25 protein-coding genes are annotated in these 24,939 nt (G+C 58.6%); 13 read left to right on the top strand and 12 right to left on the bottom strand.

The features are described from left to right. Positions 1-26 precede the first annotated feature (26 nt). Positions 27-1,481, bottom strand: a complete 1,455-nt coding sequence (gene thiI, locus NTD86_RS01265; protein WP_262200327.1) for a tRNA uracil 4-sulfurtransferase ThiI — start codon at positions 1,479-1,481, stop codon at positions 27-29. A gap of 324 nt (positions 1,482-1,805) precedes the next feature. Between thiI and glnA the strand changes: the two genes are divergently transcribed. The 5 genes from glnA to ntrC all read left to right on the top strand — a co-directional run bounded on the left by glnA (position 1,806) and on the right by ntrC (position 6,916). Beyond that, positions 1,806-3,212 carry a type I glutamate--ammonia ligase gene (gene glnA, locus NTD86_RS01260; protein ID WP_262200326.1) on the top strand — a complete coding sequence of 469 codons (1,407 nt, stop codon included), beginning with the start codon at positions 1,806-1,808 and terminating at the stop codon, positions 3,210-3,212. Between the two features lie 215 nt (positions 3,213-3,427). Continuing rightward, positions 3,428-3,853, top strand: a complete 426-nt coding sequence (locus NTD86_RS01255) for a cupin domain-containing protein (RefSeq protein ID WP_262200325.1) — start codon at positions 3,428-3,430, stop codon at positions 3,851-3,853. A gap of 26 nt (positions 3,854-3,879) precedes the next feature. Then, the gene (locus tag NTD86_RS01250; protein WP_262200324.1) at positions 3,880-4,176 is read left to right on the top strand and encodes a hypothetical protein; all 297 of its coding nucleotides are present in this window, start codon (positions 3,880-3,882) and stop codon (positions 4,174-4,176) included. A 224-nt stretch (positions 4,177-4,400) separates the two neighbouring features. After that, positions 4,401-5,486: a nitrogen regulation protein NR(II) gene (gene glnL, locus NTD86_RS01245; RefSeq protein WP_262200323.1), complete on the top strand. Its 1,086-nt coding sequence runs from the start codon at positions 4,401-4,403 to the stop codon at positions 5,484-5,486. Next, on the top strand, positions 5,483-6,916 hold the full coding sequence (ntrC, locus tag NTD86_RS01240; protein WP_262200322.1) for a nitrogen regulation protein NR(I): 1,434 nt from the start codon (positions 5,483-5,485) through the stop codon (positions 6,914-6,916). Before glnL ends, ntrC begins: the two co-directional genes overlap by 4 nt. Before the next feature lie 615 nt (positions 6,917-7,531). On the opposite strand, the gene NTD86_RS01235 is transcribed toward ntrC, so the two are convergent. Then, positions 7,532-7,969: a hypothetical protein gene (locus tag NTD86_RS01235; protein WP_262200321.1), complete on the bottom strand. Its 438-nt coding sequence runs from the start codon at positions 7,967-7,969 to the stop codon at positions 7,532-7,534. Here NTD86_RS01235 and trmL point away from each other — a divergent pair. Continuing rightward, positions 7,968-8,423 carry a tRNA (uridine(34)/cytosine(34)/5-carboxymethylaminomethyluridine(34)-2'-O)-methyltransferase TrmL gene (gene trmL / locus NTD86_RS01230; RefSeq protein ID WP_048366782.1) on the top strand — a complete coding sequence of 152 codons (456 nt, stop codon included), beginning with the start codon at positions 7,968-7,970 and terminating at the stop codon, positions 8,421-8,423. The genes NTD86_RS01235 and trmL overlap by 2 nt on opposite strands. A 67-nt stretch (positions 8,424-8,490) precedes the next feature. On the opposite strand, the gene secB is transcribed toward trmL, so the two are convergent. From secB to NTD86_RS01215, 3 genes are read right to left on the bottom strand one after another with little or no spacing between them, the layout of a single operon-like run. Further along, positions 8,491-8,976 carry a protein-export chaperone SecB gene (gene secB / locus NTD86_RS01225; protein WP_262200320.1) on the bottom strand — a complete coding sequence of 162 codons (486 nt, stop codon included), beginning with the start codon at positions 8,974-8,976 and terminating at the stop codon, positions 8,491-8,493. A 40-nt stretch (positions 8,977-9,016) separates the two neighbouring features. Beyond that, positions 9,017-9,271, bottom strand: a complete 255-nt coding sequence (gene grxC, locus NTD86_RS01220) for a glutaredoxin 3 (protein WP_262200319.1) — start codon at positions 9,269-9,271, stop codon at positions 9,017-9,019. Positions 9,272-9,273: 2 nt separating this feature from the next. Further along, a complete protein-coding gene (locus tag NTD86_RS01215) occupies positions 9,274-9,687 on the bottom strand; it encodes a rhodanese-like domain-containing protein (RefSeq protein WP_262200318.1) in 414 nt (137 codons plus the stop codon). 147 nt (positions 9,688-9,834) lie between these two features. Here NTD86_RS01215 and gpmI point away from each other — a divergent pair, with 147 nt between their 5' ends. The 4 genes from gpmI (at position 9,835) to NTD86_RS01195 (ending at position 14,961) form a co-directional block, all read left to right on the top strand. Next, entirely contained in the window at positions 9,835-11,370 is a 1,536-nt protein-coding gene (gene gpmI, locus NTD86_RS01210) for a 2,3-bisphosphoglycerate-independent phosphoglycerate mutase (protein WP_262200317.1), read from the top strand. A 167-nt stretch (positions 11,371-11,537) separates the two neighbouring features. Then, a complete protein-coding gene (locus tag NTD86_RS01205) occupies positions 11,538-12,824 on the top strand; it encodes a murein hydrolase activator EnvC family protein (RefSeq protein ID WP_262200316.1) in 1,287 nt (428 codons plus the stop codon). Positions 12,825-12,859: 35 nt separating this feature from the next. Next, positions 12,860-14,176 (top strand): S41 family peptidase, encoded by a 1,317-nt coding sequence (locus NTD86_RS01200; protein ID WP_262200315.1) that lies wholly within the window; start codon positions 12,860-12,862, stop codon positions 14,174-14,176. A gap of 2 nt (positions 14,177-14,178) precedes the next feature. Further along, the gene (locus NTD86_RS01195; RefSeq protein WP_262200314.1) at positions 14,179-14,961 is read left to right on the top strand and encodes a divergent polysaccharide deacetylase family protein; all 783 of its coding nucleotides are present in this window, start codon (positions 14,179-14,181) and stop codon (positions 14,959-14,961) included. A gap of 69 nt (positions 14,962-15,030) precedes the next feature. On the opposite strand, the gene NTD86_RS01190 is transcribed toward NTD86_RS01195, so the two are convergent. The 7 genes from NTD86_RS01190 to NTD86_RS01160 all read right to left on the bottom strand — a co-directional run bounded on the left by NTD86_RS01190 (position 15,031) and on the right by NTD86_RS01160 (position 21,002). Further along, entirely contained in the window at positions 15,031-15,786 is a 756-nt protein-coding gene (locus NTD86_RS01190) for a substrate-binding periplasmic protein (protein WP_262200313.1), read from the bottom strand. 254 nt (positions 15,787-16,040) lie between these two features. After that, entirely contained in the window at positions 16,041-16,811 is a 771-nt protein-coding gene (gene hisF, locus NTD86_RS01185; protein WP_262200312.1) for an imidazole glycerol phosphate synthase subunit HisF, read from the bottom strand. Between the two features lie 10 nt (positions 16,812-16,821). Continuing rightward, the gene (gene hisA, locus NTD86_RS01180; RefSeq protein WP_262200311.1) at positions 16,822-17,559 is read right to left on the bottom strand and encodes a 1-(5-phosphoribosyl)-5-[(5-phosphoribosylamino)methylideneamino]imidazole-4-carboxamide isomerase; all 738 of its coding nucleotides are present in this window, start codon (positions 17,557-17,559) and stop codon (positions 16,822-16,824) included. A 111-nt stretch (positions 17,560-17,670) separates the two neighbouring features. After that, positions 17,671-17,931 (bottom strand): DUF2164 domain-containing protein, encoded by a 261-nt coding sequence (locus NTD86_RS01175; protein ID WP_262200310.1) that lies wholly within the window; start codon positions 17,929-17,931, stop codon positions 17,671-17,673. Then, entirely contained in the window at positions 17,931-18,569 is a 639-nt protein-coding gene (gene hisH / locus NTD86_RS01170; protein ID WP_262200309.1) for an imidazole glycerol phosphate synthase subunit HisH, read from the bottom strand. The genes NTD86_RS01175 and hisH overlap by 1 nt, the downstream gene beginning before the upstream one ends. Further along, positions 18,569-19,162 carry an imidazoleglycerol-phosphate dehydratase HisB gene (gene hisB, locus NTD86_RS01165; protein WP_262200308.1) on the bottom strand — a complete coding sequence of 198 codons (594 nt, stop codon included), beginning with the start codon at positions 19,160-19,162 and terminating at the stop codon, positions 18,569-18,571. Before hisB ends, hisH begins: the two co-directional genes overlap by 1 nt. Positions 19,163-19,340: 178 nt before the next feature. After that, positions 19,341-21,002, bottom strand: a complete 1,662-nt coding sequence (locus NTD86_RS01160) for an OFA family MFS transporter (RefSeq protein WP_262200307.1) — start codon at positions 21,000-21,002, stop codon at positions 19,341-19,343. Positions 21,003-21,297: 295 nt separating this feature from the next. Here NTD86_RS01160 and NTD86_RS01155 point away from each other — a divergent pair, with 295 nt between their 5' ends. Genes NTD86_RS01155 through NTD86_RS01145 form a run of 3 tightly spaced genes read left to right on the top strand, consistent with a single transcriptional unit; the run spans position 21,298 to position 24,850 of the window. Further along, positions 21,298-23,517 (top strand): AsmA family protein, encoded by a 2,220-nt coding sequence (locus NTD86_RS01155; protein WP_262200306.1) that lies wholly within the window; start codon positions 21,298-21,300, stop codon positions 23,515-23,517. Beyond that, complete coding sequence (gene mutY, locus NTD86_RS01150) at positions 23,514-24,581, top strand: A/G-specific adenine glycosylase (RefSeq protein ID WP_262200305.1); 1,068 nt, start codon at positions 23,514-23,516, stop codon at positions 24,579-24,581. The genes NTD86_RS01155 and mutY overlap by 4 nt, the downstream gene beginning before the upstream one ends. Continuing rightward, positions 24,578-24,850 carry an oxidative damage protection protein gene (locus NTD86_RS01145; protein ID WP_262200304.1) on the top strand — a complete coding sequence of 91 codons (273 nt, stop codon included), beginning with the start codon at positions 24,578-24,580 and terminating at the stop codon, positions 24,848-24,850. The genes mutY and NTD86_RS01145 overlap by 4 nt, the downstream gene beginning before the upstream one ends. Positions 24,851-24,939 lie beyond the last annotated feature (89 nt).

Below are 24,939 nucleotides of genomic sequence, written 5' to 3'. Positions count from 1 at the left end.
GGCCACAGGCAAACAGCCCCGGGCTCTTAGCTCGGTCGATAAACGCGCACATTGGCATGTCCCTCACTGAGCAAATGGTGAGCATGCAGGCGACTCATCACGCCTTTGTCGCAATACAACAGGTACTGACGGGTGTCATCCAGTTCCTTGAAGCGGCTGTTCAATGCATAGAACGGCAACGCTTGTACTTCGATGCCAGCCAGTTCCAGCGGCTGATCTTCCTGAGCATCCGGGTGACGGATGTCGATGACGATCTGGCCCGCCAGTACTTCGCTGACTTCTTCGACTTGCAAGTCCTGGCCCAATTCATCGATCACCCGATCAATCGGCACCAGTTTGGCCCGCTCGAGCGCACGCTCAAGCACGGCCATATCAAATTCTTTCTCTTCGTGCTCCACGCGGTGACGCTTGGCGTGGGTCTTGGGGTTGACCGAAATCACCCCGCAATATTCAGGCATGTGCTTGGCAAAATCGGCGGTGCCGATCTCGGTAGCCTGATCAATGATGTCTTGCTTGTGGCTGGCGATCAGCGGACGCAAGACCAGTTTTTCAGTCACGCAGTCGATGACCGAAAGGTTGGGCAACGTCTGGCTGGAAACCTGGGAGATCGCCTCACCGGTGACCAGCGCATCAATGTCGAGGCGGTCCGCAATGCGGGACGCAGCACGCAACATCATACGCTTCAAAATGACGCCCATATGACTGTTGTCGACTTTGCCGAGAATTTCACCCAGCACTTCTTCGAACGGCACGCTCACAAACAGCACGCGCTGGGAGCTGCCGTACTTCTTCCAGATGTAGTGCGCGACTTCCATCACGCCCAATTCGTGGGCACGTCCGCCCAGGTTGAAGAAGCAGAAGTGGCTCATCAGGCCGCGACGCATCACCTGGTAGGCCGCCACGGTGGAATCGAAACCGCCGGACATCAGCACCAGCGTCTGCTCCAGCGAGCCCAGCGGGAAGCCGCCGATGCTGTCGTGCTGGCTGTGAATCACAAATAACCGTTGGTCGCGAATTTCGAAACGAACTTCGATTTCCGGTTTTTTCAGGTCAATGCCGGCTGCCCCGCATTCACGGCGCAGCTTGCTGCCGACGTACTTTTCGACTTCCATCGAGGTGAACGGGTGCTTGCCGCCGCGCTTGCAGCGCACAGAAAAGATCTTCCCGGCCAACACATCGCCGTAGTGCAGCTTGCACTTCTCGACGATGTCATCGAAGTCGCCCAACGGGTACTCATCGACCTGCAGAAAATGCGCGATACCCGGCATGCAGCTCAGGCGCTCGGTCATCTCCTTCAAGGCTTTGGGGTCGCTCACACGGGTTTGCAACTCAATGTTGTCCCACACGCCTGTCACTACCACAGCCGGGTCCAGATCACGGAGCACAGCACGGATGTTTTTAGCCAATTGACGGACGAAACGCATCCGAACCGGGCGGCTCTTGATAGTGATCTCGGGGAAGACTTTAACAATTAGTTTCATGAAAACAGCGCGCGAGCAGCCTGCCAAAAAAGGGGGGCGCGGATTATAGCGGAAATTGCTCAAGGTTTAACCAGTTATCGTACAAACGGTTTTCATCGCACCAAAATGGAACATAAAGCATCTATTTCGCTTCATTTGAGTGCGATTAGCAGCGTCAATCGCTAGTCTTGAGCCCTGCCCTGCTTGAGATTGGGGCAAGTCGGGGCGCTGGCATGCAATTTGCTCCCTTGTGAGGCAGGTTGCCTTGGCAGAGTATTCGCGCCGGCATCAACCACTTTTTAAGGGCTACTCCACTACCAGCCCTAAGCCACCCCGGAGGACACTATGTCGAAGTCGGTTCAACTCATCAAAGATCATGACGTCAAATGGATTGATCTGCGCTTCACTGACACCAAGGGCACTCAACATCACGTGACCATGCCGGCCCGTGATGCGTTGGACGAAGACTTCTTCACCGACGGCAAAATGTTCGACGGTTCCTCCATTTCTGGCTGGAAAGGCATCGAAGCGTCCGACATGATCCTGCTGCCAGACGACAGCACAGCCGTTCTGGACCCGTTCACCGAGCAGCCAACTCTGATCCTGGTGTGCGACATCATCGAGCCTTCGAGCATGCAGGGCTACGACCGTGACCCACGTGCAATCGCCAAGCGCGCTGAAGAGCACCTGAAAGCCACCGGTATCGGCGACACCGTTTTCGCCGGCCCGGAGCCAGAGTTCTTCATTTTTGACTCGGTGAAATTCAAGTCGGACATTTCTGGCTCGATGTTCAAAATCTACTCCGAGCAAGGCTCCTGGATGTCCGACCAGGACGTCGAAGGCGGCAACAAAGGTCACCGTCCAGGCGTCAAAGGCGGCTACTTCCCAGTGCCACCGTTCGACCATGACCACGAAATCCGTACCTCCATGTGCAGCGCACTGGAAGAAATGGGCCTGACCGTTGAAGTTCACCATCACGAAGTGGCGACTGCTGGCCAGAACGAAATCGGCGTCAAGTTCAACACCCTGGTGAAGAAAGCCGACGAAACCCAGACCCTGAAATACGTCGTGCACAACGTTGCCGATGCCTACGGCCGCACCGCTACCTTCATGCCGAAGCCACTGTACGGCGATAACGGTTCGGGTATGCACGTACACATGTCCATCTGGAAAGATGGCAAGAACACCTTCGCAGGTGAAGGCTATGCCGGCCTGTCCGACACCGCCCTGTACTTCATCGGCGGTATCATCAAGCACGGTAAGGCCCTGAACGGCTTCACCAACCCGTCAACCAACTCCTACAAGCGTCTGGTTCCAGGCTTTGAAGCACCGGTAATGCTGGCTTACTCGGCTCGCAACCGTTCCGCTTCGATCCGTATTCCTTACGTGTCCAGCCCTAAAGCTCGCCGTATCGAAGCACGTTTCCCGGATCCGTCTTCCAACCCATACCTGTGCTTCGCAGCACTGCTGATGGCAGGCCTGGACGGTATCCAGAACAAGATCCACCCTGGCGATGCCGCTGACAAAAACCTGTATGACCTGCCGCCAGAAGAGGCCAAGCAGATCCCACAAGTGTGCGGCAGCCTGAAAGAAGCCCTGGAAGAGCTGGACAAAGGTCGTGCGTTCCTGACCAAAGGCGGCGTTTTCAGCGACGACTTCATCGACGCTTACATCGCCCTGAAAAGCGAAGAAGAAATCAAAGTACGTACCTTCGTACACCCACTGGAATACGAGCTGTACTACAGCTGCTAATCCAGATTCACCCGCGCTAGCGGCGTGATGTGAAAGGCCTCCTTCGGGAGGCCTTTTTTATTGGGCGGGCACTCCACCCTCACCGCTCGAACTTTACTTTTCACCTGCAATTTTCTTCCTTTTCGCAACGAATAAGAGGCCGCATCCGACATTAACGCTCTGGACCAGTCCGTAGGCTGCCCATTCCTACTTCTCACTAATGGTCTACTCCGATAATGCAGAAAGTATTGAGTGCCGTATTCGCCAGCCTGTTTCTCACTGGATGCGTGAACACACCTGCTGTATCCGACCCTCCCGCCCCAACGGCTATAGAAAGACACGTACTGGTGCAAAGCAGTGCATCTTGGGACGGCGCCCCCTATAAGCCCTACCCTGAAGGCGGCCCGGAACTGTCCGTGCTTAAAATCTCGCTGCCCGCCAACAGCGCATTGCCTTGGCACTCGCACCCGATCCCCAATGCGGCCTATGTCTTGAAAGGCGAAATCACCATTGAACTCGAAGGCGGGAGAAGCCAGGTGTTCAAAGAGGGTGAAGTCTTCCCCGAGGTCGTCGACACCCGCCACCGCGGTAAAACGGGCTCGCAACCTACCGAATTGCTGATTTTCTATGCCGGTAGCGAAGGCATTCCCTTGCAGCACTAACCTGAACGCTGATGGCGAAAAGACCTATGCGCACCTACTGTTTATGGCTGCTGCTTTTCGCCCATCAGACCTGCGCACAGGTCTATCGCCACACCGCGCCCAACGGCACGGTGACCTTCAGCAACACCGCCATGACAGGCTCTGACGCGACCCTGGTGCGCTCACAAACACCCAACCGGATCGACACGTTCAAACAGCCAGGCAAACCCGAGTCGACAGACCAGCTGCTGCCCGAACAAGAGCCCGCCGGCAGCTTCCCCTCTGCCACATCCCCGCCTCATCCCTCCGCAAACCCGAACACACGGGCTTTTGAGAGAAACTGAATCCATCCAACCAAGTTGCACTATATTGGTGCAAGCACTGCACGATGACTCAGATACCAGCCCACTTTGGTTCAAAACGCGTGATTGACTGAGCAACTACGCTCTCTGGACGAGCTCCAAGTCCTTATTTCAGGCAATTAGCGCTTCTTTTCGGAGCCTTGGTTTGGTTTTTGCATTTTCCTTGCACCAGCGCCTCACCCGCGCACGCAACCCGGGATCGGCCCATGACCATCAGTGATGCCCTGCACCGACTACTACTCGACAACCTGACCACCGCCACCTTGTTACTCAATGACGACCTGCGTCTTGAATACATGAACCCGGCGGCGGAAATGCTGCTGGCCATCAGTGGGCAGCGCAGCCATGGGCAATTCATCAGCGAACTGTTCACCGAAACCACCGAGGCCCTGCAATCGCTGCGTCTGGCGGTTGAGCAGGCTCACCCGTTTACCAAGCGCGAAGCGTTGTTGACCTCGGCAACCGGCCAGACCCTGACCGTGGATTACGCCGTCACACCCATCTTGAGCACAGCGGGCACCATGTTGCTGCTCGAGGTTCATCCTCGTGACCGCCTGCTGCGTATCACCAAGGAGGAAGCGCAGCTGTCCAAACAGGAAACCAGCAAGATGCTGGTTCGTGGCCTGGCTCACGAAATCAAGAACCCGCTGGGCGGTATTCGCGGTGCGGCCCAATTGCTGGCCCGCCAACTGCCCGACGAAAACCTGCGCGATTACACCAACGTCATCATCGAAGAGGCCGACCGCCTGCGTAATCTGGTCGATCGCATGCTGGGCTCGAACAAACTGCCTTCGCTGGCCATGACCAATGTGCACGAAGTGCTGGAACGCGTCTGCAACCTGGTCGACGCCGAGACTCAGGGTGACGTCACCCTGGTACGCGATTACGACCCGAGCCTGCCTGACCTGTTGATCGACCGTGAACAAATGATCCAGGCCGTACTCAATATCGTGCGCAACGCAATGCAGGCTATCAGCAGTAAGAACGAGCTTCGTCTGGGCCGCATTACCTTGCGTACCCGCGCCATGCGTCAATTCACCATTGGCCATGTGCGCCATCGATTGGTGACTAAAATTGAAATCATCGACAACGGCCCGGGGATTCCGCCTGAGTTGCAGGACACCCTATTTTTCCCGATGGTCAGCGGCCGCCCGGATGGTACCGGGCTGGGCCTTGCCATCACCCAGAACATCATCAGTCAGCACCAGGGATTGATCGAGTGTGAAAGCCAACCGGGCCACACACTCTTCTCGATCTTTCTACCACTTGAACAAGGAACCGCATCGACATGAGCCGAAGTGAAACCGTGTGGATCGTCGACGACGACCGTTCAATCCGTTGGGTCCTGGAGAAAGCCTTGCAACAAGAAGGCATGACCACGCAGAGCTTCGACAGCGCCGATGGGGTAATGAGCCGTCTGGCTCGTCAGCAGCCTGACGTGATCATTTCTGACATTCGCATGCCGGGCGCCAGCGGCCTGGACCTGCTGGCCAAGATTCGCGCGCAGCACCCACGCCTGCCTGTGATCATCATGACCGCTCATTCCGACCTGGACAGCGCTGTCGCCTCTTATCAGGGCGGCGCGTTTGAATACCTGCCCAAGCCGTTTGACGTGGATGAGGCTGTGTCGCTGGTTAAACGCGCCAACCAGCATGCCCAGGAGCAACAAGGCCTGGCCGAGGCACCCGCAGCGGCTCCCACACCCGAGATCATTGGCGAAGCGCCAGCGATGCAAGAGGTGTTTCGCGCCATTGGTCGCCTCAGTCACTCCAACATCACCGTGCTGATCAACGGCGAATCCGGGACCGGTAAAGAACTGGTTGCCCACGCCTTGCATCGCCACAGCCCGCGGGCGGCTTCGCCTTTCATTGCGCTGAACATGGCAGCGATCCCCAAGGACCTGATGGAGTCCGAGCTGTTCGGCCACGAAAAAGGTGCCTTCACCGGGGCGGCCAACCTGCGTCGCGGGCGCTTTGAACAAGCCGACGGCGGCACGTTGTTCCTCGACGAGATCGGTGACATGCCAGCCGACACCCAAACGCGCTTGCTGCGGGTGTTGGCGGACGGCGAGTTTTACCGTGTGGGCGGGCATATCCCGGTCAAGGTCGACGTACGCATCATTGCCGCGACCCACCAGAACCTCGAAACCCTGGTGCAGGCCGGTAAATTCCGTGAAGACTTGTTCCACCGCCTGAACGTGATCCGCATCCACATTCCGCGTCTGTCCGATCGTCGCGAAGACATCCCGACCCTGGCCCGGCACTTTCTCAGTAGCGCGGCGCAAGAGCTGTCTGTGGAGCCCAAACTGCTGAAAACCGAAACCGAGCAGTACCTGAGAAACCTGCCGTGGCCGGGTAACGTGCGCCAGTTGGAAAACACCTGCCGCTGGATCACCGTCATGGCGTCGGGCCGCGAAGTGCATATCAGCGACTTGCCCCCTGAGCTGCTGAACCTGCATCAAGACGCGTCTCCGGTGACGAACTGGGAGCAAGCCTTGCGTCAATGGGCCGATCAGGCGCTGGGCCGCGGCCAGACAAACCTGCTCGACAGCGCGGTGCCAACCTTTGAGCGCATCATGATCGAGACCGCGCTCAAGCATACGGCGGGCCGTCGCCGTGATGCTGCCGTGCTGCTGGGCTGGGGCCGCAACACTTTGACCCGCAAGATCAAAGAACTGGGCATGAAGATCGACGGCGACGAGGATGACGGCGACGACGCTTAACGCCGTTCTCTGTGGGAGGGACCGCGCTGTCGCGCAGCAAACAGGCCGCCGAGTGTCTTCAGCATCCCCCAATCGGTTCCCTCTCCTTCGGGAGAGGGCTCTTAGATTAAGATCAACAGCTCGCGAGGCAAGCTCCTACAGAGCATTAGGAAACGGTCACTTATTTTGGGTTTCGTCGAACGGCTGCTCCTACACGTTTTGAACCCCGCACCACGGGTATGCATCTCGCCCCACTTCTGTGCACTGAACTAACCCAAGCACCTGAGCTACTCCGCACAACACACCCGCCTCACATTCAAAAGCCCCGGATTCCGGGGCTTTTGCGTGCATGCAAAGAAAATAACAGCAAAAAAACAAAACTGGCACGCGCCCTGCAATAACCCTGATACCTAAGCAACACCGGTTTAGGGGACCTTGGTACAGGCAGGCCAAGACTCCCCACTTTTACACCGCAGCCTTGATGCCCTCTGCATCAACGCGCACAACGCTTTTAGGGATCCTGGTACAGGCAGGCCTGGACTCCCTTCTTTTACACCCTTGCCTTGATGCCTTGCGCATCAACGCAAACAACGCTTTTGGGAACCCGGTACAGGCAGGCTGGAATTCCCTCTTTTATTACTCTTGCAGGTTCACCTGCAGTCGCCAGCGCCCTTCCTGTGGCGCACCGGCCCAGTCGCCCTTGAGGGGGCGGGCCGCCACCAAGGTCAGCATCAAGCCCGCATCGGTGCGACGCACTCGCCAGTTCACATCACGCCCCTTCAACTTAAGCTGACCCTGTTGCGGTACGCCCTTGGCCGCAAACAACAAGCCCAACGTTCCGTCCACCCACTCACCGTGCAGCTGGGGTTCGTGGTTGAACCACACCACCAGACCCTGCGCTTGAACCTCGATCTGTTGCAGTTCCGTGGGCTCAGGTGCCGTCAGACGGCCAATCATCATCCCGACCATCACACCGACGATCACTAAAGAACCTAAAACCCGTGGCCATAGTTTCGGCCTTGGGTCCTCTTCAGGCGTAGAATGCTGCCCATCTTTATATTCGGAGCCGTGCATGTTTCACGTCATCCTTTTTCAACCAGAAATTCCGCCGAATACCGGCAACATTATCAGGCTCTGCGCCAACAGCGGCTGCCACCTGCACTTGATCGAGCCTATCGGTTTTGAGCTGGACGACAAGCGCTTGCGCCGCGCCGGCCTGGATTATCACGAATACGCGCCACTCAAGCGCCATGCCGACCTGGCCAGTTGCCTGGAAAGCCTGGGCCATCCGCGCCTGTTCGCGTTTACCACCAAAGGCTCGCGGCCGTTCCACGACGTGCAGTTTGCCGAAGGCGATGCCTTTATATTCGGCCCTGAAAGCCGTGGCTTGCCGCCTGAAGTGCTCGACGCACAAGACAGCGATCACCGTCTGCGCCTGCCCATGCGTGAAGGCTGCCGCAGCCTGAACCTGTCCAACACCGTGGCGGTGGCCGTTTACGAAGCCTGGCGCCAGTTGGGGTTTAAATAGCAGCGGATACAGCGTTGCCCATAAAAAAAGCGCCATTCAGGCGCTTTTTTTATAGGCGGGGCGCTGTTTACTGAACAGTCGCGCTGCCTTCTTCCTGCATGCGCTGCAGCTCTTGGGCGTACAGAGCATCGAAGTTCACCGGAGCCAGCATCAACGCCGGGAACGAACCACGAACCACCAGGCTGTCCAGGGTTTCGCGGGCATACGGGAACAGCAGGTTCGGGCAGAACGCACCCAGAGTGTGGCTCATCGAACCTTGATCAAGGTTTTTGATCAGGAAGATGCCGGCCTGTTGAACTTCAGCAATAAAGGCCACTTCTTCGCCGTTTTTCACGGTGACCGACAGGGTCAGAACCACTTCGTAGAAGTCGCCTTCCAGTGGCTTTTGACGGGTATTGAGGTCCAGAGCAACACTCGGCTCCCACTGCTGACGGAAGATGGCCGGGCTTTTCGGCGCTTCAAACGACAGGTCACGTACATAAATACGCTGCAGGGAGAATTGTGGAGCAGTGTCTTCATCGCTAGCAGCAGCGGTGTTCTGTTGGTCAGTCATCACAGGTCCTTGATAATCATGGGGCTTTAGAGAATGAGAGTCAGACGTTCAGCAGCGCATCCAATTTACCTGCGCGTTCCAGCGCAAACAGGTCATCGCACCCACCCACATGGCGGTCGCCGATCCAGATTTGCGGGACCGAGGTACGACCTGCCTTGTGAGCCATTTCGGCACGAACTTGAGGCTTGCCGTCGACCTTGATTTCCTCAAAGTCGACTTCTTTACTGGTCAGCAGCTGTTTGGCTCGAATGCAGTAAGGGCAATAGTCGCTGGAATAAACGATGACCTTGGACATAGTTACTTCACCACTGGGAGGTTATCTGCACGCCAGCTGGCAATACCACCGGACAGCTTGGCGGCGTTGTAGCCCGCTTTCAACAGTTCGCGAGCGTGAGTGCCGGAGTGCTGGCCAGCCGCATCCACCAGGATCAGGGTCTTGCCCTTGTGCTTGTCCAGCTCGGCAATGCGCGCCATCAGTTTGTCTTGCGGAATGTTCAGCGCACCCACAATGTGGCCGGCAGCAAAGTCTTTGGCCGGACGAATATCAATCACCACGCCTTCGTCGCGATTGACCAGGCCGGTCAGTTCGCCGGTGCTGATGCTGCGTCCGCCGCGGCTCACCTCGTGGGCGATCAACAACGCCAACAAGATGACAAACGCGCCAACGAGCAGATAGTGAGAAGTGGCAAATGCAATCAGGTGATCAACCATCAGAAGGTTCCAGGGCGTGAAAATGTGGGCCAGTATACACAGCCGCCATGGCCCGCCAAACCCCGCCCGGCGGTGACGCCACATGAACTTCGCTTTAAACTGCGCGTCTTCTTCATACTTCTATTAAACACGCCGCGAGTGGGATCTATGACTACCACGCCTAAACCTCTGATCCTGATCATCCTGGATGGCTTCGGTCACAGTGAAAGTCACGATTACAACGCCGTCTATTCGGCCAAGAAACCCGTCCTCGATCGTCTCTGGGCGAGTATGCCGAACGGCCTGATCTCCGGCTCAGGCATGGATGTCGGGCTGCCGGACGGCCAAATGGGCAACTCTGAGGTTGGCCACATGAACCTCGGCGCTGGCCGCGTGGTTTATCAGGATTTCACCCGCGTGACCAAGTCGATCCGCGACGGTGAGTTCTTTGAGAACCCAACCATCTGCGCAGCCGTGGATAAAGCCGTCGGTGCGGGCAAGGCCGTGCACATCATGGGCCTGCTGTCGGATGGCGGCGTTCACAGCCACCAGGATCACCTGATCGCAATGGCCGAGCTGGCCGTCAAACGCGGCGCTGAAAAAATCTACCTGCACGCCTTCCTCGATGGCCGTGACACACCGCCTAAAAGCGCGGCGTCATCGATTGAGCTGCTGGACACCACCTTCAAGACGCTGGGCAAAGGCCGCATCGCCAGCCTGATCGGCCGCTACTTCGCCATGGACCGCGACAACCGTTGGGACCGCGTGGCGCAAGCCTACAACCTGATCGTCGACGGCAAAGGCGAATTCAACGCCGCCACCGCGCAAGAAGGCCTTGAAGCCGCCTATGCCCGCGGCGAGAGCGATGAGTTTGTCAAAGCCACCACCGTTGGCGAGCCGGTCAAGGTTGAAGACGGCGACGCCGTGGTCTTCATGAACTTCCGTGCCGACCGCGCCCGTGAGCTGACCCGCGTGTTTGTGGAAGACGGTTTTAAAGAATTCGAACGTGCGCGCCAGCCGAAATTGGCCGGCTTTGTCATGCTGACCCAATACGCCGCCAGCATCCCGGCCCCTAGCGCCTTTGCACCGGGCAGCCTGGAAAACGTGCTGGGCGACTACCTGGCGAAAAACGGCAAGACCCAACTGCGCATCGCCGAAACCGAGAAATACGCCCACGTAACGTTCTTCTTCTCGGGTGGCCGCGAAGAGCCGTTCCCGGGTGAGGAGCGCATTCTGGTGCCGTCGCCAAAAGTCGCGACCTACGACCTGCAACCAGAAATGAGCGCGCCCGAAGTCACCGACAACATCGTCGATGCCATCGAAAATCAGCGCTACGACGTGATCGTGGTCAACTACGCCAACGGCGACATGGTCGGCCACAGTGGTGTGTTCGACGCCGCCGTCAAAGCCGTTGAATGTCTGGACACCTGCGTAGGGCGCATCGTTGAAGCGCTGGACAAGGTGGGAGGCGAAGCCCTGATCACCGCCGACCACGGTAACGTCGAGCAGATGGAAGACGAGTGCACCGGCCAGGCGCACACCGCTCACACCTGCGAGCCGGTTCCGTTCATCTATGTCGGCAAGCGTTCGCTCAAAGTTCGCGAAGGCGGTGTATTGGCTGACGTCGCACCGACCATGCTCAAGCTGCTGGGCTTGCCTCAGCCTGCCGAAATGACCGGCACCAGCATCCTGGTCGACGCCTAAGCAACGGCCTTGTGCAGGAGCACGCTTGCCTCGCGATCTTTTAAAAGATCAAAAGATCGCAAAGCAAGCGCGCTCCTGCAGGCCACAATTTCACCTTCATCCATTCCTTATAGACAACGTTGGCGGGCATACTAGGCCGTCTCGTTCCTCCAGGTGTCGCCCGCCCCATGCTTCGCGCCCTTACAGCCCTGACCCTCGCATGCCTGCTCCAACCGGCGTTTGCCGACGAGCGCGCACAAACTCAACAGCAGTTGGACGCCACGCGTCAGGACATCGTCGAGCTGAAAAAAATGCTCGGCCAGCTTCAGGAAGAGAAATCCGGAGCACAAAAGGACCTGCGCAGCACCGAAACTGAAATCGGCAAACTGGAAAAGCAGGTGGAGGCCCTGCAAAAAGAACTAAAAAAGAGTGAAGGCGAGCTGCTGCGCCTTGATAGTGAGAAGAAAAAACTCAACAGCGCAAAAATTGAACAGCAACGTCTGATCGCCATTCAGGCCCGTGCCGCGTATCAGGGCGGTCGTCAGGAATACCTCAAACTGTTGCTCAACCAGCAAAACCCCGAGAAGTTCGCCCGAACTCTCACGTATTACGACTACCTGAGCCAGGCCCGTCTGGCCCAACTCAAGGGGTTCAACGAAACCCTGCGCCAATTGGCCAACGTCGAAGCCGACATCAACCAGCAACAGGCGCAACTGCTGACGCAAAAAAGCAGCCTGGACAGCCAGCGCGCCGAACTCGACAAAGTCCGAGCCCAACGCCAGCAAGTCCTGACCAAGATCAACAACGACGTCAAAAATCGCGATCAAAAGTTACAAGCTCGCGAGCAGGATCAGGCAGATCTGGCTAAAGTCCTCAAGACCATTGAAGAAACCCTCGCCCGTCAGGCCCGTGAAGCCGAAGAGGCGCGGCAAAAAGCCCTGATTGCGCAGCAGGAAGCCGAGAAAAAACGCCAGCGCGAGGCTGAATCGGTCGCTACCGACGCCCCGCGCAAGCCCGTCAAGTCGACCCCAGGTGCCTTGGTTTCAAGTGCAGGCGTCTCTTATGGCGGACCTTTTTCTCAGGCACGAGGCAAACTTCCTTGGCCGGTTGATGGTCGATTGCTTGCTCGCTTCGGTGAAAGCCGTGGCGATGATGGCCGGACCAAGTGGGACGGCGTGATGATCAGCGCCAATGCGGGCACCCAGGTGCATGCGGTGCACGGCGGTCGTGTGGTGTTTGCCGACTGGCTGCGCGGTGCTGGGCAACTGGTCATTCTGGACCACGGTAATGGTTTCTTAAGCTTGTATGGCCACAATCAGACATTGCTCAAGTCGGCTGGAGACATTGTGAAAGCTGGCGATGTGATTTCCACCGTGGGCAACAGCGGCGGGCAAGCCACACCCGCGCTGTACTTTGCTATTCGTCAGCAGGGCCGCCCCAGCGACCCTGCACAATGGTGCCGCACTCAAGGATGAGTTCATCACCTTTAATACGTAGGAGTTCGTTCAACATGCCGCACTTGTCCCGCCTCAACTCGCTGGCCCTGACGATCGCTCTGGTGATTGGCTCACCACTGGCATTGGCTGCCCAGCCAGTCGCTCAGCCTGCGGCGCCCGCCGCCAGTGCCAAGGCACCGCTGCCGCTGGAAGAGCTGCGTACATTTGCCGAGGTCATGGACCGCATCAAGGCCGCGTATGTTGAACCGGTAGACGACAAGACCCTGCTGGAGAACGCCATCAAGGGCATGCTCAGCAACCTTGACCCGCACTCCGCGTATCTGGGGCCAGAAGACTTCGCTGAATTGCAGGAAAGCACCAGCGGCGAGTTCGGCGGCCTGGGCATCGAAGTCGGGTCCGAAGACGGCAATATCAAAATCGTCTCGCCCATCGATGACACTCCCGCCAGCAAGGCCGGCATTCAGGCTGGCGACTTTATCGTCAAGATCAATGGCCAGCCTACCAACGGCCTGACCATGACCGAAGCTGTGGACAAAATGCGCGGCAAGGTCGGCCAGAAGATCACCCTGACCCTGGTCCGCGGTGGCGGTGCGCCGTTCGACGTGACGCTGACCCGCGCCAACATCCAAGTCAAGAGCGTCAAGGCGCAACTGCTCGAAGACGGCTACGGCTACATCCGCATCACCCAGTTCCAGGTCAAGACCGGCGAAGAAGTCGCCGCGGCGCTGGCCAAACTGCGCAAAGAGAACGGCAACAAGAAGCTTAAGGGCATCATCCTGGACCTGCGCAACAACCCTGGCGGCGTGCTGCAATCGGCGGTTGAAGTGGTCGACCATTTCATCAAGAAAGGCCTGATCGTCTACACCAAGGGCCGCCTGCCCAACTCCGAGCTGCGCTTCTCGGCCACCGGCAAGGATTTGAGCGAGGCCGTGCCGCTGGTGGTACTGATCAACGGTGGCAGCGCCTCGGCGTCGGAAATCGTCGCCGGCGCCCTGCAGGACCAAAAACGCGGCGTGGTCATGGGTACTCCAAGCTTCGGCAAAGGCTCGGTACAAACCGTCTTGCCGCTGAACAACGACCGCGCGCTGAAGATCACCACCGCGCTCTACTACACCCCGAATGGTCGCTCCATCCAGGCCCAGGGGATCGTGCCAGACATCGAAGTGAGCCGTGCCAAGATCACCCGCGAGCAAGACAACGAGTACTACAAAGAGGCCGACCTGCAAGGTCACCTCGGCAATGGCAACGGCGGTGCCGACAAACCCACCGGTTCGGGCCCCAAAGCCAAACCAATGCCGCAGGACGATGACTATCAGTTGAGCCAGGCCTTGAGCCTGCTCAAGGGCCTGAGCATCACACGCGGCAATTGACGGTGCGTTTCTGGTCGCTCGTCGCCCTGCTCTGCTGCCTGTCCGGTGCCGCCCACGCGGCGCCTGACAGCCCGCCAGCGACTCCACGCAAGGCCTACCTCACCCTGATCATCGACGATCTGGGGCAAAACCTGCCCCGTGATCGTCGCGTACTGGCCTTCCCGGGGCCTGTCACCACGGCGATCATGCCCGATACACCGCACGCCGCCGAGTTCGCCCGCGAGGCGCACAAAGCCGGCAAAATCGTCATCCTGCACATGCCCATGGACCCGGCCACCGGACCTTTTGCCTGGCATCCCGATTTACCCCTGGACGAACTGGCCAAGCGCCTGGACGCCGCCTTCAAGGCCGTGCCCTACACCAGCGGCATCAACAACCACGAAGGCAGCCGCATGACCGCCCAGCCCCAGGCCATGGCCTGGCTGATGGGTGAACTGCAACAGCGTCACAAGTTCTTCGTCGACAGCCGCACCAGCGCGCAGACCGTCGCCGCGGCCCAAGCGCAAAAGATCGGCCTGGCCAGCGTGTCGCGTGACGTGTTCCTCGACAACGTGCGCACCGAAGAAGCCATCACCCAGCAGCTCAACACCGCGATCAGACACGCGCGCACCCACGGCTCGGTGGTCATGATCGGCCACCCCTACCCGCAAACCCTGGCTGTGCTGGAGCGCGAACTGCCCAAGCTGCAAGCCCAGGGCATCGACTGGATCGATATCAAACAAATGATCGGCGTGCGCAGCAACCAGGCGATGGATGCGCATGGCAAGAATGGGGTTTACCGCTGAGTCATCCCTGCAGGAGCGAGCTTTTAAGATCAAAAGATCGCGAGGCAAGCTCCTACAAAGGGATTGGGGTTAGAGGTAGCGGGCGCGGATCTTGTCCAGCGCACCCTCGGCCTTGAGCTGGTCCAGTGCGGTTTGCAGCTTGGTCACAACGGCGTCAGGCACTTCTTTATTCAAGGCCAGATACAACTCGGCCTGATTAAAACGCAGCACCGTCTTGAACCCTGAAATACCGACCTGCCTGGCCAAGAACTGGCCGGCTGGATCCCCCGTGGCCCAGAGGTCAATTTGCCCGGACTGCAGCCTTCTTGCGTTGTCCTGGTCGCGCAGTACGATCACCGGGGTAAACCCCTGCTTTTCCAGGGACAGGGCGATCACATCGCCCTTGTAAGCGCCTATCCGGTACGGCCGCGCCTGCTCCAGCGAGGTCAATTCGATCGGGCTATTGGCCCGTGCCAGCAGCACCCAATCGTCCGGGCCCAGTGGGCCGACCCACTTGAACAGGTGCTCACGGTCAGGCACCCGGGCGGTCACAAAAACCCCGAAGTTGGGGTTATCCAGCGCCAGGTTGTAGATACGCTGCCAAGGGAAGCGCAGGGTCATGCTGTAGTCGATATCGGCGCGCTTGAACGTCTCGCGCAGAATATCGACGGCAATGCCTTCAAGATTCTGATTCTGCGCGAAATTCTTGCCGTTTTTAGCCATGTTGTATGGCGGAAAGTTTTCAGTCAGCAACACCAGTGACGGATGTTCAGCCTGAGCTGCAAACACACTACTGGCCAGCAACATCATGCAACTGGCAAGTAAGTAACAAAGACGCTTAAACATAACGTTTACCCAAATCCATGGTGAACAAAGAGTGCCGTGGGCTTGCCACGCTGTCCAGTCGCCGTTGGCCTGATGGCTAATGGCTGCTGCCACTGCTTGCATTAACGCTTGCCAATAAACGCTGAAAATACCCGCGCAACCCAATGCCGTGGTCACGGCTTTATCAATATAAAGACGACCCGACGAAGGCATTGAGGAGGGATCAGCAGTGAAGCATTCAGCGCCCGTTGCGGGCGCTGAAAGGGGCGGCGCTGTTAACGCACCACAATCCCGCGCTCAGCCATATAGGCCTTGGCCTCTGGCACGGTGTATTCGCCAAAGTGGAAAATACTCGCGGCCAGTACGGCGCTGGCATGGCCTTCAAGGATGCCATCCGCCAGATGTTGCAGGTTGCCGACGCCACCGGACGCGATGACCGGAATGCCCAGCGCGTCGCTGATCGCACGGGTCACGCCCAGGTCAAAGCCGCTTTTCATGCCGTCCTGATCCATGCTGGTCAGCAGGATCTCACCGGCGCCCAGACCTTCCATCTTCTTCGCCCACTCGACCGCATCGAGCCCGGTCGGCTTGCGCCCGCCGTGGGTGAAGATTTCCCAGCGCGGGGTTTCACCCGGCTGTGAGACTTTCTTGGCATCAATCGCCACCACGATGCACTGCGAGCCGAAGTGCTGCGCTGCTTCACCCACAAACTCAGGGTTGAACACCGCTGCGGTATTGATGGACACCTTGTCGGCACCGGCATTGAGCAGGTTGCGGATGTCTTGAATGCAGCGCACGCCGCCGCCCACGGTCAGCGGGATAAACACCTGGCTGGCCATGCGCTCAACGGTATGCAGCGTGGTGTCGCGGCCATCGACGCTGGCAGTGATGTCGAGAAAGGTAATCTCGTCAGCACCTTGCTCGTCATACCGACGAGCGATTTCTACCGGGTCACCCGCATCGCGGATGTTCTCGAATTTAACGCCCTTCACAACCCGGCCGTTGTCCACGTCCAGGCAAGGGATGATGCGTTTGGCCAGCGCCATGCGGTTCTCCTCAGCCCTTGTAGCTGTCGCAGAAGGCTTGCGCCTCAGCCACATCCAGCGTGCCTTCATAAATGGCGCGGCCCGTGATGGCGCCCACGATGCCCGGCGCCTTGGCGTCCAGCAGGGCCTTGATATCGCCCAGGTTGTGGATACCGCCCGACGCGATCACCGGGATGCTCGTGGCCGCAGCCAGGGCGGCGGTGAACTCCACGTTGCAGCCCTGCATCATGCCGTCTTTGGCGATGTCGGTATAAACGATGGCCGACACGCCGTCTGCTTCAAAGCGCTTGGCCAGGTCGATGACCTGTACGTTGCTGACTTCAGCCCAGCCGTCAGTAGCCACAAAGCCATCTTGTGCATCCATGCCGACAATGATTTTGCCGGGGAAGGCACGGCACGCTTGCGCCACGAACTCAGGGTTCTTGACCGCTTTGGTGCCCAGAATCACGTAGCTCACGCCCGCCTTGACGTAATGTTCGATGGTTTCCAGCGAGCGAATGCCGCCACCAATCTGGATCGGCAGGTGCGGGTAACGCTTGGCGATGGCGGTCACCACCTCGCCATTGACCGGCTGGCCTTCAAAGGCGCCGTTCAGGTCAACCAGATGCAGACGACGGCAACCGCCTTCTACCCATTTGGCGGCCATGCTCACCGGGTCATCGGAGAACACCGTGGAATCTTCCATACGGCCCTGGCGCAGACGTACACAGGCACCGTCTTTAAGATCGATAGCGGGAATAATTAGCATGCTTTCTCCTACGTCGTAAGAGCTGCAAGTTTTGAGCTACAAGCGGCAAGAAAAGCGGAACGCGGTCTCGCTTCTACTGTTGCGGCTTGTTGCTTGAGGCTTTCAGCTGACTCAATTCTTTTCAAGTGCCCACAGATCGCTTTCGATGCTCTCGAACCTCTCTTTGAGGTGCGCCTGCACATCGAAAATCGCCCGGTTGTAGTAATGCGGCGCGATTTCGCGAGTGAACAGCTCAAGGATTTCGGCCGCCTCAAACGAACCCAGGTCCAGTTCGAAGCGGTCTTCCATAAAGCGTTTAATTTTGCTGGTAGCTTCGCTCTCTTGCTCTGGGGTGAGCGTGAGAATCGGCGCCTTCGGCTTACGGGCGGCCATTACCAACGCCCGTCCCAGGCCACGAAGTTTTCCAGCAACTGCAGGCCGTGGGTGTGGCTCTTCTCGGGATGGAACTGCACCGCGAAACGCGACCCTTCGGCCAGCGCGGCGGCGAAGTCGACACCGTAATGCCCGCCACCGACCACCTGGCGAGGGTTGCCCGCCTCGATGTAGTAGCTGTGCACAAAGTAGAAGCGCGCCAGGTCCGGGATGCTGTGCCACAGCGGGTGATCGACCTTCTGCTGCACTTCGTTCCAGCCCATGTGCGGCACTTTGAGGTGCTCGCCGTTTTCGTGCAGGTCCTTGCCGAAGAACTTCACCTGCCCCGGGAACAGCCCGATGCAGTCCACACCGCCGTTCTCTTCGCTGCTGTCGAGCAGGGCTTGCATGCCCACACAGATCCCGAGGAACGGACGGTCCTGGCTGACTTCACGCACCAGCGTGTCGAAACCCAGGCGACGGATTTCAGCCATGCAGTCGCGAATCGCGCCCACACCCGGAAACACCACACGGTCGGCTTCGCGAATCACGTTGGCATCGCTGGTAATCAGCACCCGACCGGCGCCAACGTGCTCCAGCGCCTTGGCCACCGAGTGCAAATTGCCCATGCCGTAATCGATAACCGCCACTGTCTGCATCAGAGCACGCCCTTGGTCGATGGCATTTGCCCGGCCATGCGCTCATCAAGCGTAATCGCCATGCGCAGCGCGCGGCCGAAAGCCTTGAATACGGTTTCGATCTGGTGGTGGGTGTTGGTGCCGCGCAGGTTGTCGATGTGCAGTGTCACGTTGGCGTGGTTCACAAAGCCCTGGAAGAACTCCTGGAACAGGTCAACGTCGAAACCGCCGACGGTGGCACGGGTGTACGGAACATGCATTTGCAGGCCAGGACGGCCCGAAAAGTCGATGACCACGCGTGACAGCGCTTCATCCAGCGGGACATAAGCGTGACCGTAGCGGGTCATGCCTTTTTTGTCGCCAACGGCCTGACTGAAGGCTTTACCCAAGGTAATGCCAACGTCCTCGACGGTATGGTGATCGTCGATATGCAGGTCGCCTTTGCACTCGATGTCCAGGTCGATCAGCCCGTGTCGGGCGATCTGGTCGAGCATGTGCTCAAGAAAAGGCACACCGATATCAAATCGGGCCTTACCGGTACCATCCAAGTTGATCGAGGCTTTGATCTGGGTTTCCAGAGTATCGCGCTCGACTGACGCCTTACGTTCGGCCATCACCAGCTCCGCAAAATCATTGGGCGAAAAAGGTGGCCATTATAGGCACGGGTCAGGCAAACAGAAACATGGAAGGGGATGAGCGTACGTAAAACACTGTAGGAGCGAGCGTGCCTCTCGATCTTTTGATCTTTAAAGATCGCAAGGCACGCTCGCACCTACAGATTAACCACGGATGTTAGTGAAACAGCACCGCCGTCTTCTGGACTGTGACCCATACGCCCCACAGCAGGGGAATGCCCACCGCCAGCCAGGCGGCAATGGTTAACGGCCGGCTGCCCGGCGCGGCTTCCCACTCCAGCGAAGTCGTGGTGCTCGTGCCTTTGTCATGCCCCAGCGCCTGCTCGGCCGCCAGTTGTGCGTCGGTCATGAAGTACTTGTCGGCCACCGGGCGCACCAGCAGGTTGCAGATAAAGCCCAACACCAGCAGGCCCGCAAGGATGTACAACGTGATGTCGTAGGCCGCCGCGCGCGGCACCCCGATGCTCAACTGATACTCACGCAGATAGTTGACCAGCACAGGCCCCAGCACGCCCGCTGCCGCCCAGGCGGTCAGCAGACGACCGTGGATTGCCCCGACCATTTGTGTCCCGAACAGGTCCGCCAGGTAAGCCGGCACCGTGGCAAAACCGCCGCCGTACATCGACAAAATGATGCAAAACGCCGCCACAAACAGCGACACGTTGCCCAGATGCCCCAGGTTGGGAACCATGGCGTACAACGCAAACCCCAGCGCGAAGAACACAAAATAGGTGTTTTTACGCCCCAGGTAATCCGAGAACGATGCCCAGAAGAACCGTCCGCCAATGTTGAACAAGCTCAGCAAGCCAGTGAACCCGGCGGCGATGATCGCAATCTGGCCCAGTTGCGCAGCGTCGAGCTGGCTGAACGACAGGTCGTTGCCCAACAACTTGCCGGCAAATACCTCCTGCAACAACGGCGAGGCCATGCCCAAAATGCCGATACCGGCCGACACGTTCAGGCACAACACCAGCCACACCAAGGCGAACTGCGGTGTTTTCCAGGCCACGCTCACGTGCACATGGCGCTTGGTGATCATCGAGTTGGCCACTTTGTTAGGCGAGGGTGTCCAGCCTGCGGGCTTCCAGCCGGTCGGCGGCACACGATACGACAAGGCACCGCCAATCATGAACACGAAGTAAATCGCCGCCATTGCCACAAAGCTTTGCCACACGCCCACACCATCCGGCCCGGCGAAATGCCCCATCAATGCGGTGGCCAGTGGTGCGCCCACCATGGCCCCGCCGCCGAAGCCCATGATCGCCATGCCAGTGGCCATGCCGCGTTTGTCCGGGAACCACTTGATCAGTGTCGACACAGGTGAAATGTAACCCAGGCCCAGGCCGATACCGCCGATCACCCCCGACCCCAGCCACATCAGCCAGATTTGGTGGGTATAGATGCCCAGTGCCGAGATCAGCAAGCCGCCGCACCAGCACAACGCCGACACAACGCCCGCTTTGCGTGGCCCGGCATGTTCCAGCCAACCGCCCCACACGGCTGCCGAACAGCCCAGAAAGATGAAGAACAAGGTATAAATCCAGCCGAGCATCGAGATCGGCCAGTCACATTGCGATGAAAACACCTGCGCGATAAAACTCATGTCCGGCGCACAAACCACCGGTTCGCTGATCCCTACCGCCTTGGACAACGGCAGCCAGAACACGGAAAAACCGTACGCCATGCCGATGCACAAGTGAATGGCCAACGCGGCAGGTGGAACCAGCCAACGATTGAAGCCAGGTTTTGCGATGATGCGTTCTTTGGACAAAAACGCAGGCTGCGAGGCAGGGCTGCCCGCCACAGTACTGGTTGTCATTGTTATCTCCCCCATGGATGAAATGTTTCCCAGGTACGCTCAACCCCCGACTTTTGGCGCGGTGAAGCACACAGCCGTTTTGAAGGGTTCAGATCAAGGCGAGACACAGCGCCTTGGAAGGCCTGGAAAACGGGCGGAGATTACCATTTGAGCGTAGGTCAAAGCCCACACTGATGCGGTCTTTAATCAGCAAACTGTTCTGACACTATCCACGCCCCAGTCAGCCTTCGCGTGGCGCTATACTCAGCGGCTAAATTTGAAACTCACCTCCCAACAGACTTACAAGGACTCGCCCATGAAAGCGTTCGGCAAAATCCTGGGTCTGGTGGTTCTCGGATTGTTGCTGATCATCGTGGCGCTGGGCTTTGCCCTGAGCCACCTGTTCGATCCCAACGATTACAAAGACGAGATCCGTCAGATAGCCCGTGACAAAGCCCACATTGAGCTGACTCTCAATGGCGACATCGGCTGGAGCCTCTTCCCGTGGCTTGGCCTGGAACTGCACGACGCCAGCGTGGCGACCCTGACAGCCCCCGATCAGCCGTTTGCCGACCTGCAAATGCTGGGTCTGTCGGTACGCGTCCTGCCGCTGCTGCGCAAAGAAGTGCAAATGAGCGACGTTCGGGTCGAAGGCCTGAACCTGCACCTGACCCGCGATAAAGACGGTCGCGGCAACTGGGAAGACATTGGCAAGCCAGCGCCAGACGCTGCCGGCAAAGGGACCGTTGCAACGGACGGTACCAAACCTGCCAGCCCCCCTTCGGAGGCTACCAGCCAGCCGATCAAGCTCGACATCGACAGCCTGACCGTGAACAACGCTCGCGTTGAATACAGCGATGAGCAAACCGGTAAGCAATTCAGCGCCGAGAGTATCCAACTGAGCACCGGCCCGGTTCACGAAGCCACCAGCATCCCGGTCAAATTGACCGCCTTTTTGGGCAGCAACCAGCCTGTGATGCGGGTCAAGACCGAGCTCGACGGCAAGCTGCGCTTTGACCGCGTGCTCAAGCGCTATCAGTTCGAAGACATGAAAATTCTGGGCGAAGCCTCGGGTGAGCCGCTGCAAGGCAAAACCGTAAACTTCTCCGCTTCGGGCCAACTGTTGGTGGATCTGGCTGCGAACGTCGCCGAATGGAGCAGCCTCAAGATTTCTGCCAACCAGCTGCGCGCCCTCGGTGAACTCAAGGCCAACAGCCTCGACAAAACCCCGCAAATCAGCGGCGGCCTGTCGATTGCCCAGCTCGACCTGGCCAAATTCCTCGACAGCATCGGCCAGACCCTGCCCGCCATGGCGCCAGGCAGCCTGAGCAAGTTCGAACTGGTCACCCAACTCACGGGCACACCCAACAGCGTGAGCTTTGACGACCTCAAGCTGAGTCTCGACGACAGCACCTTCAGCGGCCGCATCGCCGTAGAAGACTTCGCCAAGCAAGCCCTGCGTATTCAGCTCAAAGGCGACACGTTCGATGCCGATCGCTACCTGCCGCCTAAATCGGCCGAGGCCAACGGCGCCAAAGCCGCACGCCAGGCTGAAGTCAAAGGCAGCGAAGACAGTGCCCTGGCCGGATCAGGCGACAGCCCGCTGCCAGATGCGCCGACCAAAAGCGGTTGGAGCACGAGCAAGCTGATCCCCGTTGCCCACCTCAAAACCCTGGACCTGGACGCCGACATCAGCTTTGGTCAACTGACCCTCAGCAAACTGCCGATTCAGAATGCTGCGCTCAAGGCCACCAGCAAGGCCGGTGTGCTGACCCTTGAGAACCTGAGCGGCAGCCTCTTCAAAGGCACCTTTGCCGCCAACGGCAGCCTGGATGTGCAGCCGATCTTGCCGCTGGTCAAGCTGCAAACCCGCATCAGCAACGTGCCGGTTGAGAAAATCCTCCAAAGCCAGGGCCAGAACTCACCTGTGACTGGCCTGTTGACCCTCAACAGCAACATCACCGCGAGCGGCAATAGCCAGAGCGCGCTGATTCAAAGCCTCAACGGCACCGCCAGTTTCGCCCTCAACAATGGCGTGCTGCTCAACGCCAACATTGAACAGCAACTGTGCAAAGCCATCTCCACCCTCAACCGCAAAACCCTGAGCGGCGCTCCGCTGGGCAAAGACACGCCATTCAACGAGCTCAAGGGCAGCCTGGTGTTCCGTAACGGCGTGGCCAGCAACCAGGACCTGGTTGTGCGCATCCCTGGCCTGAGCGTCAAAGGCGATGGCGACATCGACCTGCGCGTACTGGGCATGGACTACCGCATCGGTATCACCATCGAAGGCGACACCCGCCCCATGCCGGACCCGGCTTGCCAGGTGGGCAAGAACTTCGTCGGCATTGCGTTGCCATTGCGCTGCCGTGGCCCGCTGGAACTGGGCGCCAAGGCCTGCCGCCTGGATAAAGAAGGCTTGGGCAAGGTCGCCGTCAAAGCCGCCGGCAACAAATTGAGCGAGAAAATTGAAGAGAAACTCGGTGACAAAGTCAGCCCTGAACTCAAGGACGCGCTCAAAGGGCTGTTCAAACGATGAGAGATGAGCAGTTCGCCAGTGCCGTGCTGGATTGGTACGACCGCCACGGCCGCCACGATTTGCCCTGGCAACAGGGCATAACCCCTTACCGGGTGTGGGTGTCGGAAATCATGTTGCAACAGACTCAGGTCAGCACCGTGCTCAACTACTTCGACCGGTTCATGGCTTCACTGCCAACGGTCGAAGCCCTGGCCGCAGCCCCTGAAGACGAAGTACTGCATTTGTGGACCGGCCTGGGTTACTACACCCGCGCCCGCAACTTGCAAAAAACCGCGAAAATCGTCGTCGAGCAGTACGGCGGCGAATTCCCGCGTGACCTAGAAAAACTGGTGGAACTGCCTGGCATCGGCCTGTCCACCGCCGGCGCGATTGCCAGCCTGAGCATGGGCCTGCGCGCACCGATCCTCGACGGCAACGTCAAACGCGTGCTGGCGCGCTTTACCGCGCAAGAAGGCTACCCGGGCGAACCTAAAGTGGCCAAACAGCTGTGGGCCACCGCAGAGCGCTTTACACCCTACGAACGCGTCAACGCCTACACCCAGGCGATGATGGACATGGGCGCCACGCTGTGTACCCGCAGCAAGCCCAGCTGTCTGTTGTGCCCGCTGGAAACCCACTGCGAAGCGCACATGCTCGGCCTGGAGACCCGCTACCCGGTCCCCAAGCCGCGCAAGACCATCCCGCAAAAGCGCACGTTGATGCCGTTGCTGACCAACGCCCAAGGCGAAATTCTGCTCTACCGCCGCCCATCGACCGGTATATGGGGCGGCCTGTGGAGCCTGCCCGAGCTAGACGACTTCACCGACATTGAGTCCCTGGCGCAGCAACATTCACTGGCAGTGGGCGCGCAACACGAACTGCCAGGTCTGATCCACACCTTCAGCCATTTCCAACTGGCCATCGAACCCTGGTTGATCCACGTCCAGGAGTCTGGCCATCACGTGGCCGAGGCTGACTGGCTCTGGTATAACCTCGCCACCCCGCCTCGCCTGGGCCTTGCTGCCCCGGTGAAGAAGCTGCTCAAACGCGCAGCCGACCTAATACACGCAGGAGAGTCCTCATGACCCGCACCATCATCTGCCGCAAATACAAAGAAGAACTGCCCGCCCTCGAACGCGCGCCCTTCCCTGGCGCCAAAGGCCAGGACATTTTTGACCACGTCTCGGCCAAAGCCTGGGCAGACTGGCAAAAACACCAGACATTGCTGATCAACGAGAAGCGTTTGAACATGATGAACGCCGACGATCGAAAATATTTGCAGGGCGAGATGGATAAGTTCTTCAGCGGTGAAGAATATGCCAAAGCAGAAGGCTACGTTCCGCCGAGCGAATAAACCCCGGTTTTAAAGGGTTTGGTCCGTAAGCGACGGTAATAATTAAAATTTTTTGAAAAAAGTGTTTGACGGATCCTCGGAAAAAGCTT

The organism is Pseudomonas sp. 7P_10.2_Bac1 (assembly GCF_025465935.1).
Lineage (GTDB): Bacteria > Pseudomonadota > Gammaproteobacteria > Pseudomonadales > Pseudomonadaceae > Aquipseudomonas.
This window is presented reverse-complemented; position numbering and strand designations above follow the sequence as displayed.